This window comes from Pseudomonas putida (assembly GCF_050990305.1).
GTDB classification, from domain to species: domain Bacteria; phylum Pseudomonadota; class Gammaproteobacteria; order Pseudomonadales; family Pseudomonadaceae; genus Aquipseudomonas; species Aquipseudomonas putida_AH.
In genome coordinates, this window is the sequence record NZ_CP158817.1 from 2,573,905 (window position 1) to 2,587,156 (window position 13,252).

The following is a 13,252-nucleotide window of genomic DNA, read 5'->3' on the forward strand; positions in this document are numbered from 1 at the left end:
GCGAGGCTGCGATCTTTTCAAAGCAAGATCAAAAGATCGCAGCCTTCGGCAGCTCCTACACAGAGGTTTCGTGTTATGTCGCAGCCGGTTTCGCCAGTTGAATCCCCGCGGCCCCCAGCCGCTTGAGAATTTCAAACAGCAGCTCGCTCTTGATCCCCCCGACCGTGCGCGGGCTGCTGACGTAACCGGTGATGGTCAAGGTGATGCCTTCGGGCTTCAGTTGGCTGAAGCGTACATAGGGCGCCGGTTTATCGAGGATGGATTCGTGCTCGATGTAGGTGTCGTACAGCAGTTTGCGCACTTGCTCCGGGTCGATGTCCAACGGAAACATCAATTCCAGAGTCGCCACACCCTGGGCGCTGCCACCCAGAGTGACGTTGCGCAGGTTCTGCGAAATCAGCTGTGAGTTCGGCACGATGACGATCGAGCGGTCGGACAGTTGTATTTCCGTAGCCCGCACGTTGATCCGGCGGATGTCGCCTTCGACGCCGCTGATACTGATCAGGTCGCCCACTTTCACCGGGCGTTCGGTCAGCAGGATCAGGCCGGAGACGAAATTTTTCACGATTTCCTGCAGGCCAAAGCCGATACCCACCGACAAGGCACTGACGATCCAGGCCAGATTGGTCCACTTGATCCCCAACGAAGACAGTGCGAGCAAGATGACCAGCAAGTAACCGATATTGGAAAACAGCGTGCTGAGCGAGGCGCACATGCCCGGGTCCATTTCGGTTTTCGGCAGGAACTCGTTGTCCAGCCAGCGGCGCAAGGTGCGGATCAGGTAGAAGCCGAGGACCAGGGCGAGCACAGCTTGCAGCAGGTTGGCCGGCACAATGTTCAATTTGCGCAGCCCGTCGCCGCCGAGTATTGCCACGGTGTTGGTCGCCAGCTGTCCCAATGTCGATCCCACCCCACCCACCACCAGTGAGATCAATGCAATCAACACCAGCGTGGCGCGACCGACGCCGGACAGCACGATGGAAACCTGCTCCAGGCGTGTGTCGCCAATCCCCAGCAGCTGTTTAAGCGCCTTGCCAGTGGAGTACCGGGGCGAAAACAGGTATTCGCAGCCGTCCTTCAACAGTTGGATCAGTAAGTAGAAGCCGGCAAAGATAATGAAGAGCCAGACCAGTTCGTAGGTGATGAAGCGCGACAGCGACACGTAACCCAACAGCAGGGCGAGCAGGGAAACCACCACCGCAATGCTGGCGAACGCATAAATGACCCCGGCCAGTGTCGTGCCGGCTTCGGGCGCCTCACCCGTCGCGATCAGGGCCCGGCGAGTACGGCTGACACGCAACAGAAGTGCACCGATCATCCCCGAAATGACCAATGCGGCAAGCCCTCTGACCGAGATCACGACCGGGTAGCTCATGCTGGTGGCATTGGTCATTTGCGCCGTAGCGACCATGATCAGCACGACCCAGGCCAGGCGGATGGGGTAGGGTTTCATCGCCAGTGCCACTGAATCGGCAAGGGCCGGCAGGCGCCACGATGGGTGTTTGGTGGACAGCAAGGCGCGGCTCAGACCGGTGATCAGCACGCAGGTATAGACAATTTTTTCGAAATCCTGGGAAAACCCCGTCAGCTGCGGCGTCAGCGGCAGTTGGCGTGTCAGGGCATAAAACAGCAACCGCAAGGCAATCCATGCCGCCAATACCGTGGCGAATACCGAAGACAGCGCCAACGCACTGCGCCGCAGTCGGCCTTCTGGCATGCGATGGATGCACAACCAGGTCAGGCCTCGGTCGGTAAGCCTGTGACCGAAAAACCACAAGGCGAGGGCCAGCGTGAGCAGTATGCACGTGTAGAGGCGCTGGCCCGGTTGCCAGGCGGCGTCGAGGGTAGCGCGTATTTGTTGGATAAATTCACTGAGGCGTTGGCGGTCTTCCTCGGGTGGATCGAGCAGCGGTGCCCAGAACCAGGGGTTGAGGATGCTTTGGGACTGCTGGGTCACTTCGGTTTCCAGCAAGCCACGACGGATGACGGCAATCTGGGTCAGCAGTTCCGTTGCGCTGGCTTTGAGCGTTGCCAGCGCATTGAGCTTGTTATCGATCTGGTATTTCTGCTCGGTGAGGGTGACCCTTTGCAAGGTGATGTCGGACTTCTCCAACACCGCCTCACCAACCGGTGCCGGTCCCAACACACTCAGTTGTGATTGCAGTTGAGTCTGTGCGGGCAGCAGCAGGGCCGACAGCCGGGTGATTTCCTGGATCAACGCCTGGACCAGGTCCTGCGGGGCCTCCAGCTGGCTGTAGTTGCTGGCTTGGGACACCTGTTGTTTGAGGCTGTTGAGCCGAAGTTGCAGTTCTTGCAGTTCACCGTCGGAGAGGCTGACCGAGGCGGCCGTTGCAATGGCGGCAGGGGCTGTTGGCATGGTTGCCGCCAACAGCAATGCGCCATTGGCCCCGTAGAGCGAGATAAACATGACAATCATCCACTTCATTGCATTGCGCATAGGCGTATCCGGCAGGTTGTTAGTCACCCAGCCTATGAGGTTAGGTCATGAGCCGCGTTGTTGAGGGTTTATTGGTCGGATGTGTTCTGGAAGGCGGGGCCTTCGATCCCGAATGAATACCGCAACAAGGCCGCCCCCAGTAGGAGCTGCCGCAGGCTGCGATCTTTTGATCTTGCTTCTAACCATCAAAAGATCGCAGCCTCGTTTCACTCGACAGATCCTACAGGTCCGTGGGTGGGCACATGCCTGCTCTGGATCATCAAATCATTGCCAGCATGAAATTCGTCGTGTATTTTTTCATGAAAATACAACTATAAAATTTCACGGAGCCGGTAATGTTTCAGCAATCCACCCAACATGTCGCCAGCTACTACGCCCACACCTGCGCTAAACAGGTCAAAAACCGCGTGCCTTTGGTGGGGGAGCACGACACTGAAGTGCTGATCATCGGCGCCGGTTTCAGTGGGCTGCACACCGCGTTGCGCCTGGCCCTGGCCGGTAAGCGTGTGACCGTGCTGGAAGCCAGTCGGGTAGCGTGGGCGGCTTCGGGGCGTAACGGTGGGCAGGCCATTCTGGGTTGGTCCTGTGACATGCCGCCGCTGGAAGCTGCATTGGGTTACGAGCGTGCACGACGGTTGTGGGACGGCATGCGCTGGGCGGCGCGGGAGTTGCGGGCATTGCCGGCGCGACATGGTTTCGATTGTGATTATCGGGCTGGCCATCTCTGGACCTCAGTGATGCCACGACGGGTCAACCTGCTGACCGAATGGCAACACGAGGCCAGTCACAAGTGGGGCCACGATGGTTTGCAGTTCATTGAACGCACACAGCTGCCCGAGTGGGTCGCCAGCAATCGCTACCAGGCCGGCCTGTTCGATCCCGAAGGCGGGCATTTGAATCCGTTGAAACTGGCTTTGGGCCTGACCGCCGCAATCGAGCGGGCCGGTGGGGTGATTCATGAACAAAGCAAGGCGCTGGATTATCGCGAGGATGGCGACGGGTACGTGGTGACCACTGAGCGCGGTCGCATTCGTGCCAAGGTGCTGGTATTGGCCTGCAATGCTTATCTGGATCGACTCGATCCGCAGCTCTCGAGCTGTGTATTGCCTGTCGGTACTTATCAGGTGGCCACCGCGGCCTTGTCCGAAGCGCAGGCCGTCGCCTTGTTGCCGAGCAACGTGTGCGTCACCGACAACCAATTCGTGCTCGATTACTTCCGTCGTACGCCCGACAACCGCTTGCTGTTCGGCGGAGGCTGCACCTACCTGGGTGGGATGCCGAAGGACATCGCCGGCGCAACCCGGCCGTGTCTGGAGCGTGTGTTCCCGCAACTCAAGGGCGTTGAGCTGGAATTCGCCTGGGGCGGGCACATCGACCTGACCCTCAAGCGCACGCCGGACATCGGCCGGCGTGGAGACCTTTACTGGTTGCAGGGGTATTCGGGACACGGTGTTCTGCCGACCCTGGCCGGGGCGCGGGCGGTGTCGGATGCGATCCTCGGTCGGCCGGACGAATTGGCGCTGTATCAAGGATTGACCAACGGCAGCTTCCCCGGCGGCAAGTACATGGCAGCGCCGCTGGAAGCCATCGGCAAGGCCTGGTACCGGCTGCGCGACAGCATTTGAAGCGACACTTTCTGGAAGCCTTTAGATGGACATGCAAGAAGAGATTTCAGCGCTGGCGATCCTGATCCAGGACCTGCGCAAGCACAAGAAATACACCCTGAAGGATCTGGCGGACAAAATCGGTCGCTCCGTGGGTTTTTTATCGCAGGTCGAACGCGGGATATCCCGGCCGACGGTGGCGGACCTGACCGCCATCAGCGAAACCCTGGGCGTGCCGACCACTTACTTCTACAGCCTGCCCAAACCCATGGCCTTGCCTTGGGTGACCCGGCCGGACGAACGCCGCACCTTGTATTACGCCGACGGGATCACCGACATCCTGGTGTCACCGAAAATGCGCGCGTCCTTTTCCATGCTCGAAAGCCAATTGGAACCCGGTGCCAGCAGTGGCGACCGGCACATGAACGACAGTTCGGAGCAGGGCGGCTATGTCCTCGAAGGCGAGCTGACGCTCTGGCTGGACAGCGACGAGCCGGTCACCCTGCGCGCCGGCGACAGTTTCCAGTTGGCCAGCCATGCCCATTGCCGCTACGGCAACCTCTCAAATCAACTTACCCGTGTGCTTTGGGTTTACACCTGAACAACAACAAGGAACAAAACGATGGATGCTGTGTGCTCTGATCTGCTGGCCGAAGTGCGTACCTTTCGTCAGCGCCACCCCGATGTGCGCTTCGTCGACCTGATCTCCCTGGACATCCCAGGCCATTTCTACGGCAAGCGCTACCCGATCGAGATGCTGGAAAAAGTCGCGGCCGGCAGTGCGCTCAAGTTGCCGCAGAACTGCGTATTACTCGGCACTCAGGGCGGTCTGTTCAAGATCGGCGATTATTGCTTCAACGACGGCGATCCGGATGCGCCACGGCGCCTGGTGCCCGGCACGCTCAAGTTGGTGAGTTGGGAACAACAACCGCTGGGGCAGATGCTGATCACTTCCGACGGCACGCAAAAACCGATTGAGTTCGAGCCGCGCGAAGTGTTGGCGCAAGTGCTCGAGCGGTTGAGCCGCAAAGGGATTTTCCCGGTCGTGGCGTTCGAGCTGGAGTTCTATCTGTTCGATAGCCATTTGCGCGATGGCTTGCCGCAGTTTGCCCGTGATCCGCTGACCGGCGATGCCGATGATCAGCCGAACATGCACATCGAACGGCTCTCGCGTTTTGCCCCGGTGCTCGATGACATGGTCGAGACCGCGCGCACCCAAGGCATCGAGGCCACGGTGATCACCGCCGAGTTGGGCCCTGGTCAGTTCGAAATCAATTTCGGCCACTGCGATGATGGATTGCGTGCGGCGGACTGGGCGGCGTTGTTCTGCCGCAGCACCCGTGGCGTGGCGCTCAAACACGGCTATCGCGCCAGTTTCATGTCCAAGCCCTACTTGCAGCACCCCGGTAGCGGCATGCACGTGCATGTGAGCCTGTACGACAAGGCGGGCAACAACCTGCTGGCAGCGAACGGACAACAAGCGCTGCGTCACGCCGTGGCCGGTAGCCTGGACGTATTGCCCCACTGCATGCCGATCTTTGCCCCGAACCACAACGCCATGCGCCGCTTGAGTGGCACGGTGAACGTGGCCTCGCGCGCCAGTTGGGGCTTTGAAGACCGTGACGCCTGTCTGCGGGTGCCGGAATCGGACAGCAAAAACCTGCGCATCGAACATCGTCTGTCAGGTGCCGATGCCAACCCGTATTTGGTGCTCGCGGCGATCCTGGTGGGGTTGGAGCAAGGCCTGGAAAATGCTCGTGAGCCGATTGTCCCGCTCAATGAAGACCGCAGCAGCGGTATCGACTTCCCACTGGAAATGCTCGAAGCCGTGCGCTCGATGCAAAGCCATGCGCCATTGCGCGCAGGCTTGGGGGCGGAGTTTGTCGATGTGTATTGCGAGAACAAGCGCCAGGACCATCTGGCCTTCCTGCACGACATCAGTGCACGGGAATACCGCTGGTACCTCTAGTTAATGTTGATTCGAGGTTAACCTTTAAAAATATCTGGATATTTAATGGGTTATGAATTTTTGTAACTGAGTGGTTAATCAAAACATCTTGTTACAGCGAGAAATATCCCGTAATATTCGCGCCGCGTTCACCACCACGGTTTATGCATTTTTAAGTCCCGGGCTTCCATCAGCTGCCCGGGATTTTTTTTGCCTGAGATTTAATATTCCTAAAGGATGTAAGTAGATAATTATATATTCCTTTTAATGTTATTCATGGCGGTGCGCCTTGAAGGCCAGCACATCCCGGTGGATGTACAGGCCAACCTTGTTCTCAGCACGTTGCGCTTTGCTCTTCGTAGGAGCCGAGCTTGCTCGCGATGGCGTCGGATCAGCCGACATCAATTTTGAATGTAGCGCCGCCATCGCGGGCAAGTCGGGTCGCCGCATCGCTCGCTCCTACAGGCCAACCTGCGCTTTGCTCTTCGTAGGAGCTGAGCTTGCTCGCGATGGCGTCGTATCAGCCGACAACAATTTTGAATGTAACGCCGCCATCGCGGGCAAGTCGGCTCGCCGCATCGCTCGCTTCTACAGGCCAACCTGCGCTTTGCTCTTCGTAGGAGCTGAGCTTGCTCGCGATGGCGTCGTATCAGCCGACAACAATTTTGAATGTAACGCCGCCATCGCGGGCAAGCCTCGCTCCTACAGGCAAACCTTTTCTCAGCTTGCTCGCGATGGCGTCGTATCAGCCGACAACAATTTTGAATGTAACGCCGTCATCGCGGGCAAGCCTTGCTCCTACAGGTGAGCCTTTTTCTCAGCTTGCTCGCGATGGCGTCGTATCAGCCGACAACAATTTTGAATGTAACGCCGTCATCGCGGGCAAGTCGGGTCGCCGCATCGCTCGCTCCTACAGGCCAACCTGCGCTTTGCTCTTCGTAGGAGCTGAGCTTGCTCGCGATGGCGTCGTATCAGCCGACAACAATTTTGAATGTAACGCCGCCATCGCGGGCAAGCCTTGCTCCTACAGGTGAGCCTTTTTCTCAGCTTGCTCGCGATGGCGTCGGATCAGCCGACATCAATTTTGAATGTAGCGCCGCCATCGCGGGCAAGTCGGGTCGCCGCATCGCTCGCTCCTACAGGCCAACCTGCGCTTTGCTCTTCGTAGGAGCTGAGCTTGCCCGCGATGGCGTCGTATCAGCCGACAACAATTTTGAATGTAACGCCGCCATCGCGGGCAAGCCTTGCTCCTACAGGTGAGCCTTTTTCTCAGCTTGCTCGCGATGGCGTCGGATCAGCCGACATCAATTTTGAATGTAACGCCGTCATCGCGGGCAAGTCGGGTCGCCGCATCGCTCGCTCCTACAGGCCAACCTGCGCTTTGCTCTTCGTAGGAGCTGAGCTTGCTCGCGATGGCGTCGTATCAGCGATGGCGTCGTATCATCAGCCGACAACAATTTTGAATGTAACGCCGTCATCGCGGGCAAGCCTTGCTCCTACAGGTGAGCCTTTTTCTCAGCTTGCTCGCGATGGCGTCGTCGGATCAGCCGACATCAATTTTGAATGTAACGCCGTCATCGCGGGCAAGTCGGGTCGCCGCATCGCTCGCTCCTACAGGCCAACCTGCGCTTTGCTCTTCGTAGGAGCTGAGCTTGCTCGCGATGGCGTCGTATCAGCCGACAACAATTTTGAATGTAACGCCGTCATCGCGGGCAAGCCTTGCTCCTACAGGTGAGCCTTTTTCTCAGCTTGCTCGCGATGGCGTCGGATCAGCCGACATCAATTTTGAATGTAACGCCGTCATCGCGGGCAAGCCTTGCTCCTACAGGTGAGCCTTTTTCTCAGCTTGCTCGCGATGGCGTTGGATCAGCCGACATCAATTTTGAATGTAGCGCCGCCATCGCGGGCAAGTCGGGTCGCCGCATCGCTCGCTCCTACAGGCCAACCTGCGCTTTGCTCTTCGTAGGAGCCGAGCTTGCTCGCGATGGCGTCGTATCAGCCGACAACAATTTTGAATGTAACGCCGTCATCGCGGGCAAGCCTTGCTCCTACAGGTGAGCCTTTTTCTCAGCTTGCTCGCGATGGCGTCGGATCAGCCGACATCAATTTTGAATGTAGCGCCGCCATCGCGGGCAAGTCGGGTCGCCGCGTCGCTCGCTCCTACAAGGTAATGATTCCGTGATCGATGGCGTACTTGACCAGCGCCGCCGGCTTGTCGATGTTGAGCTTGCGGCGGATGCTCAGGCGATGGGTTTCCACCGTGCGCACACTGATGTCCAGTTCCCGGGCCATTTCCTTGTTGTTCAAACCCTGGGCCATTTTGTACAGCACCTGGCTTTCCCGAGGCGTCAGTTCGTTGTCCGTGCTTTTGTCGGCGATCAGTCGCTGGGCGATTTCGGCGCTATAGAAGGTGCCGCCGCTGGTGATGGCTTCGATGGCCGCAATGATTTCCCGTGACGGGGCATTCTTCAGCACATAGCCGCTGGCGCCTGCGCGCACCGACTCACTCACGTACTCGTAGTTATCGTACATGCTCAATACCAACACCTTGAGCGACGGATAGCGGCTGCGCAGCACCCGAGTCAGTTCCAGGCCGTTCATGTCGCGCAGGCTGATGTCGACCAGCAACAGGTCCGGCTGGCAGCGCCCGACCATCTCGATCGCCTCGGCACCGTTTTCGGCTTCGCCCACCACTTCCAGGGGCGCCATCACGGCCAATAAGGCCTTGATGCCGTCGCGGACCAGGGAGTGATCGTCGACCAAGGCGACACGGATCGGGGAGGGCAAGTTCATCACAGGCATTCACTCTTGTTGTTGTGGGCAGCGTCAGCGTTTTTCGCCAGGCCCTTTCATCGGCAGCAGAACGTCCAGCTCACTGTGCCCCGGCATCGATATCAGCTCAAAGCGGCCGCCAAAATGGTCGACGCGCTCACGGATGTTACGCAAGCCGATGCCCGCTTGGCGACGTTCGACCTGGGCGACGTTGAAACCGATGCCATCATCGACCACCGTCAGGCGCACCTTGTCTTCGCAACCGTGCAGGGTAATGGAAACGTTTTTGGCCTGGGCATGGCGTTCAATGTTGGTCAGGCCTTCCTGCACGATGCGGAACAGGGAGACCGCGGCGCCATCGACCAAATGGCAGTCGAATTCGTTGTCGTTGTAAGTCACCCGCAGGCCGCTGCGTTGCTCGAATTCCTCGGCCAGTTGACCGATGGCCGCCGGCAGTCCGAGGGTGTCGAGCAGCGACGAGCGCAGGTCGTGGGACAGGCTGCGAACTTCGCCAATCGCCTCGCCCAGGCGCGCGGTGGCGTCGCGTAAAATGGCCAATCCCTTCTCTTGGCCCTTGTCCTGGCCGTTCTCCAGTACGTGGCTGGCCAGTTCGAACTGAAACTTGATCGACACCAGCACCTGGCTGATGCCGTCATGCAGTTCGCGGGACACCCGTGATCGCTCTTCTTCCTGCAGGCTGACGATACGTTGGGTCAGGCGCTGCAGTTTCTTGTCCGCCAGGCGATGCTCGCTGACATTCAGGGTCATGCCGGTGGCAAAGACAAACAGCACGGCGACAAGGGCGACCACGGCAATCGCCATCATGGTCTTGCGAATACCGGTGGCCACTTCGGCACGGGCCTGCTGGGTGGCGCGTTCCACGTCCTCAAGATAGATGCCGGTGCCGAGCATCCAGCCCCAGCGATCCAGCATCACCACATAGGCGAGCTTGTCGGTCACCTGGCCGGAGGAGGGTTTGTTCCAGGCGTAGCGTTGAAAGCCTTCGCCCGATTGCGCACTTTTGAGCAGCGCCTGAATCACCGGCAGGCCATGGGGGTCTTTCATGTCCCACAGGTATTGGCCCACCAGCTCCGACTGCCGCGCGTGCATCAGGCTGCGGCCTTCATGGTCGTAGACGAAGAAATAACCGTTGATGCCAAAGCTGAGTTTGCGCAGCTCCTCCAGCACTTGTTGCTGGGCGTGCTCATCACCGTGGCCGTCGTCGTACAGCGGCTCGATCAGGCTTTGCGCCATTTCCACGTAGTTTTTCAGTTCCGCGCGCTTGCTCGCCAGGATGCTGTCTTCGATCAACTGCGCCTGTTGATCGCCCAGTTGCCGGTTCAGGGAAATCACCAGCGCGCAGATGACGGCAATGGCCAGCACCAGCGGCAGGATTCCGAGCGCGACGATCTTGTGTTTGAGCTGCATGTCTACTCTTTGCCTCGGTCTACTGTAGGAGCGGGCTTGCTCGCGATGGACGTCAACGAAAACGGTGGGTGCCTGGCACCCCGCGGCGCTCTCGGATGCATCGCGAGCAAGCTTGCTCCTACAGTTTGGGGAATGGCAGTGGGCCGGCATCATAGGCCAAACATACGCCAGGCTTGTAGCGCTGCTGGACGGAATGACCGGTGGTTGAAATGCAAATCCTTGTAGGAGCAAAGCTTGCTCGCGATGGCGTCGTATCAGTCCACATCAATTTTGAATACACCGGCCTCATCGCGAGCAAGCTCTGCTCCTACAAGGGGTAAGGGTGTCTACGTAGTACTACGTAGACACCACGTACGTAGTAACGCGGATTTATTTGTGGACGGCATGCGCGGATATTGGGCCAGCTCCGCACAGCGGACACAATTATAAAAATTACCGCCGCAGTTCACTGGCTGTCGGCAGGAGACCCCTATGCCCCGTCTGGCTAAACACCTCGCCTGGTTTGCCGTGGCTGTTCTGGGAGCGATTGCGCTGAGTGTCGTGGCCCTGCGCCGCGGTGAAGCGATCAACGCCCTCTGGATCGTCGTCGCAGCTGTCGCTATCTACCTCGTTGCGTACCGTTATTACAGCCTGTTCATCGCCAATAAAGTGATGCAGCTCGACCCCAATCGAGCGACCCCGGCTGTGCTCAACAACGACGGTCTGGACTACGTGCCGACCAACAAACACGTCCTGTTCGGTCACCACTTCGCGGCCATCGCCGGCGCGGGGCCTTTGGTCGGCCCGGTCTTGGCGGCACAGATGGGCTACCTGCCCGGCACGCTGTGGCTGATCGCCGGGGTGGTGCTGGCCGGTGCCGTGCAGGACTTCATGGTCCTGTTCATGTCCACCCGCCGCAACGGTCGCTCCCTGGGCGACATGGTGCGTGAAGAAATGGGCCGCATTCCCGGCACCATCGCGCTGTTCGGCTGCTTCCTGATCATGATCATCATCCTCGCGGTGCTGGCGCTGATCGTGGTCAAGGCCCTGGCCGATAGCCCGTGGGGCATGTTTACCGTGATGGCGACCATCCCGATCGCGATGTTCATGGGCATTTACATGCGCTACATCCGCCCGGGTCGCATCGGTGAGATTTCGGTGATCGGCGTGTTCCTGCTGCTGGGTTCGATCTGGCTGGGCGGGCAGATTGCTGCCGATCCGGTATGGGCCAAGGCCTTCACCTTCACCGGCGTGCAGATCACCTGGATGCTGATCGGCTACGGTTTCGTCGCCGCGGTACTGCCGGTTTGGCTGATCCTGGCACCGCGTGACTACCTGTCGACTTTCCTCAAGATCGGCACCATCGTCGCCTTGGCCATCGGCATTCTGGTGACCATGCCCGAGCTGAAAATGCCGGCCCTGACCCAGTTCATCGACGGCACCGGCCCGGTATGGAAGGGCGGTCTGTTCCCGTTCCTGTTCATCACCATCGCCTGTGGTGCGGTGTCCGGTTTCCACGCGCTGATCGCTTCCGGTACGACGCCCAAGCTGCTGGCCAGCGAAGGCCATGCTCGTTACATCGGTTACGGCGGCATGCTGATGGAGTCTTTCGTGGCAATCATGGCCATGGTTGCCGCTTCGGTGATCGATCCGGGTGTGTACTTCGCCATGAACAGCCCGGCCGCCGTGGTCGGTGCCGATGCCGTTGCCGTCGCGCAAACCGTCAGCAGCTGGGGCTTTGCAATCACCCCTGAGGCGCTGCAAGCAGTGGCCCACGACATCGGTGAAACCACCATCCTGGCCCGTGCCGGCGGTGCGCCGACCCTGGCGGTGGGTATCGCGCAGATCCTGCACCACGTGCTGCCGGGTGAGAACACCATGGCGTTCTGGTACCACTTCGCGATCCTGTTCGAAGCCCTGTTCATTTTGACGGCCGTGGACGCCGGGACCCGCGCCGGACGTTTCATGCTGCAGGACTTGCTCGGTTCCTTCGTGCCGGCGCTCAAGCGCACCGAATCCTGGACCGCCAACCTGCTCGCCACCGCCGGTTGTGTGGCCATGTGGGGCTACCTGCTGTATCAGGGCGTGATCGATCCATTGGGCGGCATTAACACCTTGTGGCCGCTGTTCGGCATCTCCAACCAGATGCTGGCCGGTATCGCGCTGATGCTCGGCACCGTGGTGCTGATCAAAATGAAGCGCCAGCGTTACGTGTGGGTGACCTTGCTGCCAGCCGTCTGGCTGCTGATTTGCACCACCACCGCCGGCTTCATCAAGCTGTTCGACGCCAACCCTGCCATCGGCTTCCTGGCCCTGGCGAAAAAATACAGCGATGCCCTGGCCAACGGTCAGGTGCTGGCCCCGGCCAAGAGCATCGACCAGATGCAGCACGTGATCTTCAACGCCTACACCAACGCAACGCTGACGGCGCTGTTCCTGTTCGTGGTGTTCAGCATCCTGTTCTTTGCGCTCAAGGTCGGTGTAGCCGCCTGGGGCAAAAAGGAGCGTACGGATAAAGAAGCGCCATTCCAGCCAGTGCCACAAGCGTGATCGAGGATCTTGCGCATGTTCAATGACCTCAGTCGCCTGGGCAAATACCTCGGTCAGGCCGCGCGCCTGATGGTGGGGATGCCCGACTACGACAACTACGTCGAGCACATGCAAAACAAACACCCGGACCAGCCGGTGATGGACTACGAGGCGTTCTTCCGCGAACGCCAGGAAGCCCGTTACGGCAGCAAGGCAGGGCCCAAGTGTTGTTGAGTGAATAGAAAAACCCGGCTCAAAGGCCGGGTTTTTTTATCGATAACGGTAGTGCCGCAACGCGCTCGCACCGCTCGGTAACTTTAATAATCACCAGGCGAGCGCCGGGCATCGATTTTTTGTCTGTCGGGCGATAGCTCCGTGCGTTGTATCCGCAACGCTCGATCAGCCACCTTGGCCTTGTGAATCAAACGACACAGGATCGCGGCGATGGCAATTGCCAACAGCAGCCAGCAGATCAGGACTTTCAGGAGCATGGCGTTTCCTCACGCGGCAAACTGTCTTCATGAACGCCGGCAT

Annotated in this window: 11 protein-coding genes; 7 read left to right on the forward strand and 4 right to left on the reverse strand. The window is 59.3% G+C overall.

Going from position 1 to position 13,252, the window contains the following annotated elements; all coding sequences use genetic code 11:
- Positions 1-73: 73 nt before the first annotated feature.
- A complete protein-coding gene (locus ABTV22_RS11925) occupies positions 74-2,458 on the reverse strand; it encodes a DUF3772 domain-containing protein (RefSeq protein WP_433740334.1) in 2,385 nt (794 codons plus the stop codon).
- A gap of 335 nt (positions 2,459-2,793) precedes the next feature.
- Between ABTV22_RS11925 and ABTV22_RS11930 the strand changes: the two genes are divergently transcribed.
- The 5 genes from ABTV22_RS11930 (at position 2,794) to ABTV22_RS11950 (ending at position 7,745) form a co-directional block, all read left to right on the forward strand.
- The gene (locus ABTV22_RS11930; protein ID WP_433740335.1) at positions 2,794-4,083 is read left to right on the forward strand and encodes an NAD(P)/FAD-dependent oxidoreductase; all 1,290 of its coding nucleotides are present in this window, start codon (positions 2,794-2,796) and stop codon (positions 4,081-4,083) included.
- A gap of 25 nt (positions 4,084-4,108) precedes the next feature.
- Positions 4,109-4,663: a helix-turn-helix domain-containing protein gene (locus ABTV22_RS11935; RefSeq protein WP_433740337.1), complete on the forward strand. Its 555-nt coding sequence runs from the start codon at positions 4,109-4,111 to the stop codon at positions 4,661-4,663.
- Between the two features lie 21 nt (positions 4,664-4,684).
- On the forward strand, positions 4,685-6,031 hold the full coding sequence (locus ABTV22_RS11940) for a glutamine synthetase family protein (RefSeq protein ID WP_433740339.1): 1,347 nt from the start codon (positions 4,685-4,687) through the stop codon (positions 6,029-6,031).
- A gap of 608 nt (positions 6,032-6,639) precedes the next feature.
- Positions 6,640-7,044, forward strand: coding sequence for a hypothetical protein (locus ABTV22_RS11945; protein WP_433740341.1), 405 nt, complete (start codon positions 6,640-6,642; stop codon positions 7,042-7,044).
- A 143-nt stretch (positions 7,045-7,187) separates the two neighbouring features.
- Positions 7,188-7,745: a hypothetical protein gene (locus ABTV22_RS11950; protein ID WP_433740343.1), complete on the forward strand. Its 558-nt coding sequence runs from the start codon at positions 7,188-7,190 to the stop codon at positions 7,743-7,745.
- 425 nt (positions 7,746-8,170) lie between these two features.
- Here ABTV22_RS11950 and ABTV22_RS11955 read toward each other — a convergent pair whose 3' ends face one another.
- Positions 8,171-8,803: a response regulator gene (locus tag ABTV22_RS11955; protein WP_433740345.1), complete on the reverse strand. Its 633-nt coding sequence runs from the start codon at positions 8,801-8,803 to the stop codon at positions 8,171-8,173.
- 33 nt (positions 8,804-8,836) lie between these two features.
- Complete coding sequence (locus ABTV22_RS11960) at positions 8,837-10,210, reverse strand: cache domain-containing protein (protein ID WP_433740347.1); 1,374 nt, start codon at positions 10,208-10,210, stop codon at positions 8,837-8,839.
- Positions 10,211-10,681: 471 nt separating this feature from the next.
- Here ABTV22_RS11960 and ABTV22_RS11965 point away from each other — a divergent pair, with 471 nt between their 5' ends.
- Together ABTV22_RS11965 and ABTV22_RS11970 are read left to right on the forward strand one after the other, a co-directional pair.
- Complete coding sequence (locus tag ABTV22_RS11965) at positions 10,682-12,739, forward strand: carbon starvation CstA family protein (protein ID WP_433740349.1); 2,058 nt, start codon at positions 10,682-10,684, stop codon at positions 12,737-12,739.
- A gap of 15 nt (positions 12,740-12,754) precedes the next feature.
- Complete coding sequence (locus ABTV22_RS11970) at positions 12,755-12,952, forward strand: YbdD/YjiX family protein (protein ID WP_247254983.1); 198 nt, start codon at positions 12,755-12,757, stop codon at positions 12,950-12,952.
- A gap of 83 nt (positions 12,953-13,035) precedes the next feature.
- Here ABTV22_RS11970 and ABTV22_RS11975 read toward each other — a convergent pair whose 3' ends face one another.
- A complete protein-coding gene (locus ABTV22_RS11975) occupies positions 13,036-13,209 on the reverse strand; it encodes a hypothetical protein (protein ID WP_433740350.1) in 174 nt (57 codons plus the stop codon).
- Positions 13,210-13,252: the final 43 nt, after the last annotated feature.

What these genes read in the sequence shown, in the direction of transcription:
- ABTV22_RS11925 (WP_433740334.1), bottom strand. Translation starts at nt 2,458, where the DNA reads ATGCGCAATGCAATGAAGTGGATGATTGTCATGTTTATCTCGCTCTAC.
- ABTV22_RS11930 (WP_433740335.1), top strand. Translation starts at nt 2,794, where the DNA reads ATGTTTCAGCAATCCACCCAACATGTCGCCAGCTACTACGCCCACACC.
- ABTV22_RS11935 (WP_433740337.1), top strand. Translation starts at nt 4,109, where the DNA reads ATGGACATGCAAGAAGAGATTTCAGCGCTGGCGATCCTGATCCAGGAC.
- ABTV22_RS11940 (WP_433740339.1), top strand. Translation starts at nt 4,685, where the DNA reads ATGGATGCTGTGTGCTCTGATCTGCTGGCCGAAGTGCGTACCTTTCGT.
- ABTV22_RS11955 (WP_433740345.1), bottom strand. Translation starts at nt 8,803, where the DNA reads ATGAACTTGCCCTCCCCGATCCGTGTCGCCTTGGTCGACGATCACTCC.
- ABTV22_RS11960 (WP_433740347.1), bottom strand. Translation starts at nt 10,210, where the DNA reads ATGCAGCTCAAACACAAGATCGTCGCGCTCGGAATCCTGCCGCTGGTG.
- ABTV22_RS11965 (WP_433740349.1), top strand. Translation starts at nt 10,682, where the DNA reads ATGCCCCGTCTGGCTAAACACCTCGCCTGGTTTGCCGTGGCTGTTCTG.
- ABTV22_RS11970 (WP_247254983.1), top strand. Translation starts at nt 12,755, where the DNA reads ATGTTCAATGACCTCAGTCGCCTGGGCAAATACCTCGGTCAGGCCGCG.
- ABTV22_RS11975 (WP_433740350.1), bottom strand. Translation starts at nt 13,209, where the DNA reads ATGCTCCTGAAAGTCCTGATCTGCTGGCTGCTGTTGGCAATTGCCATC.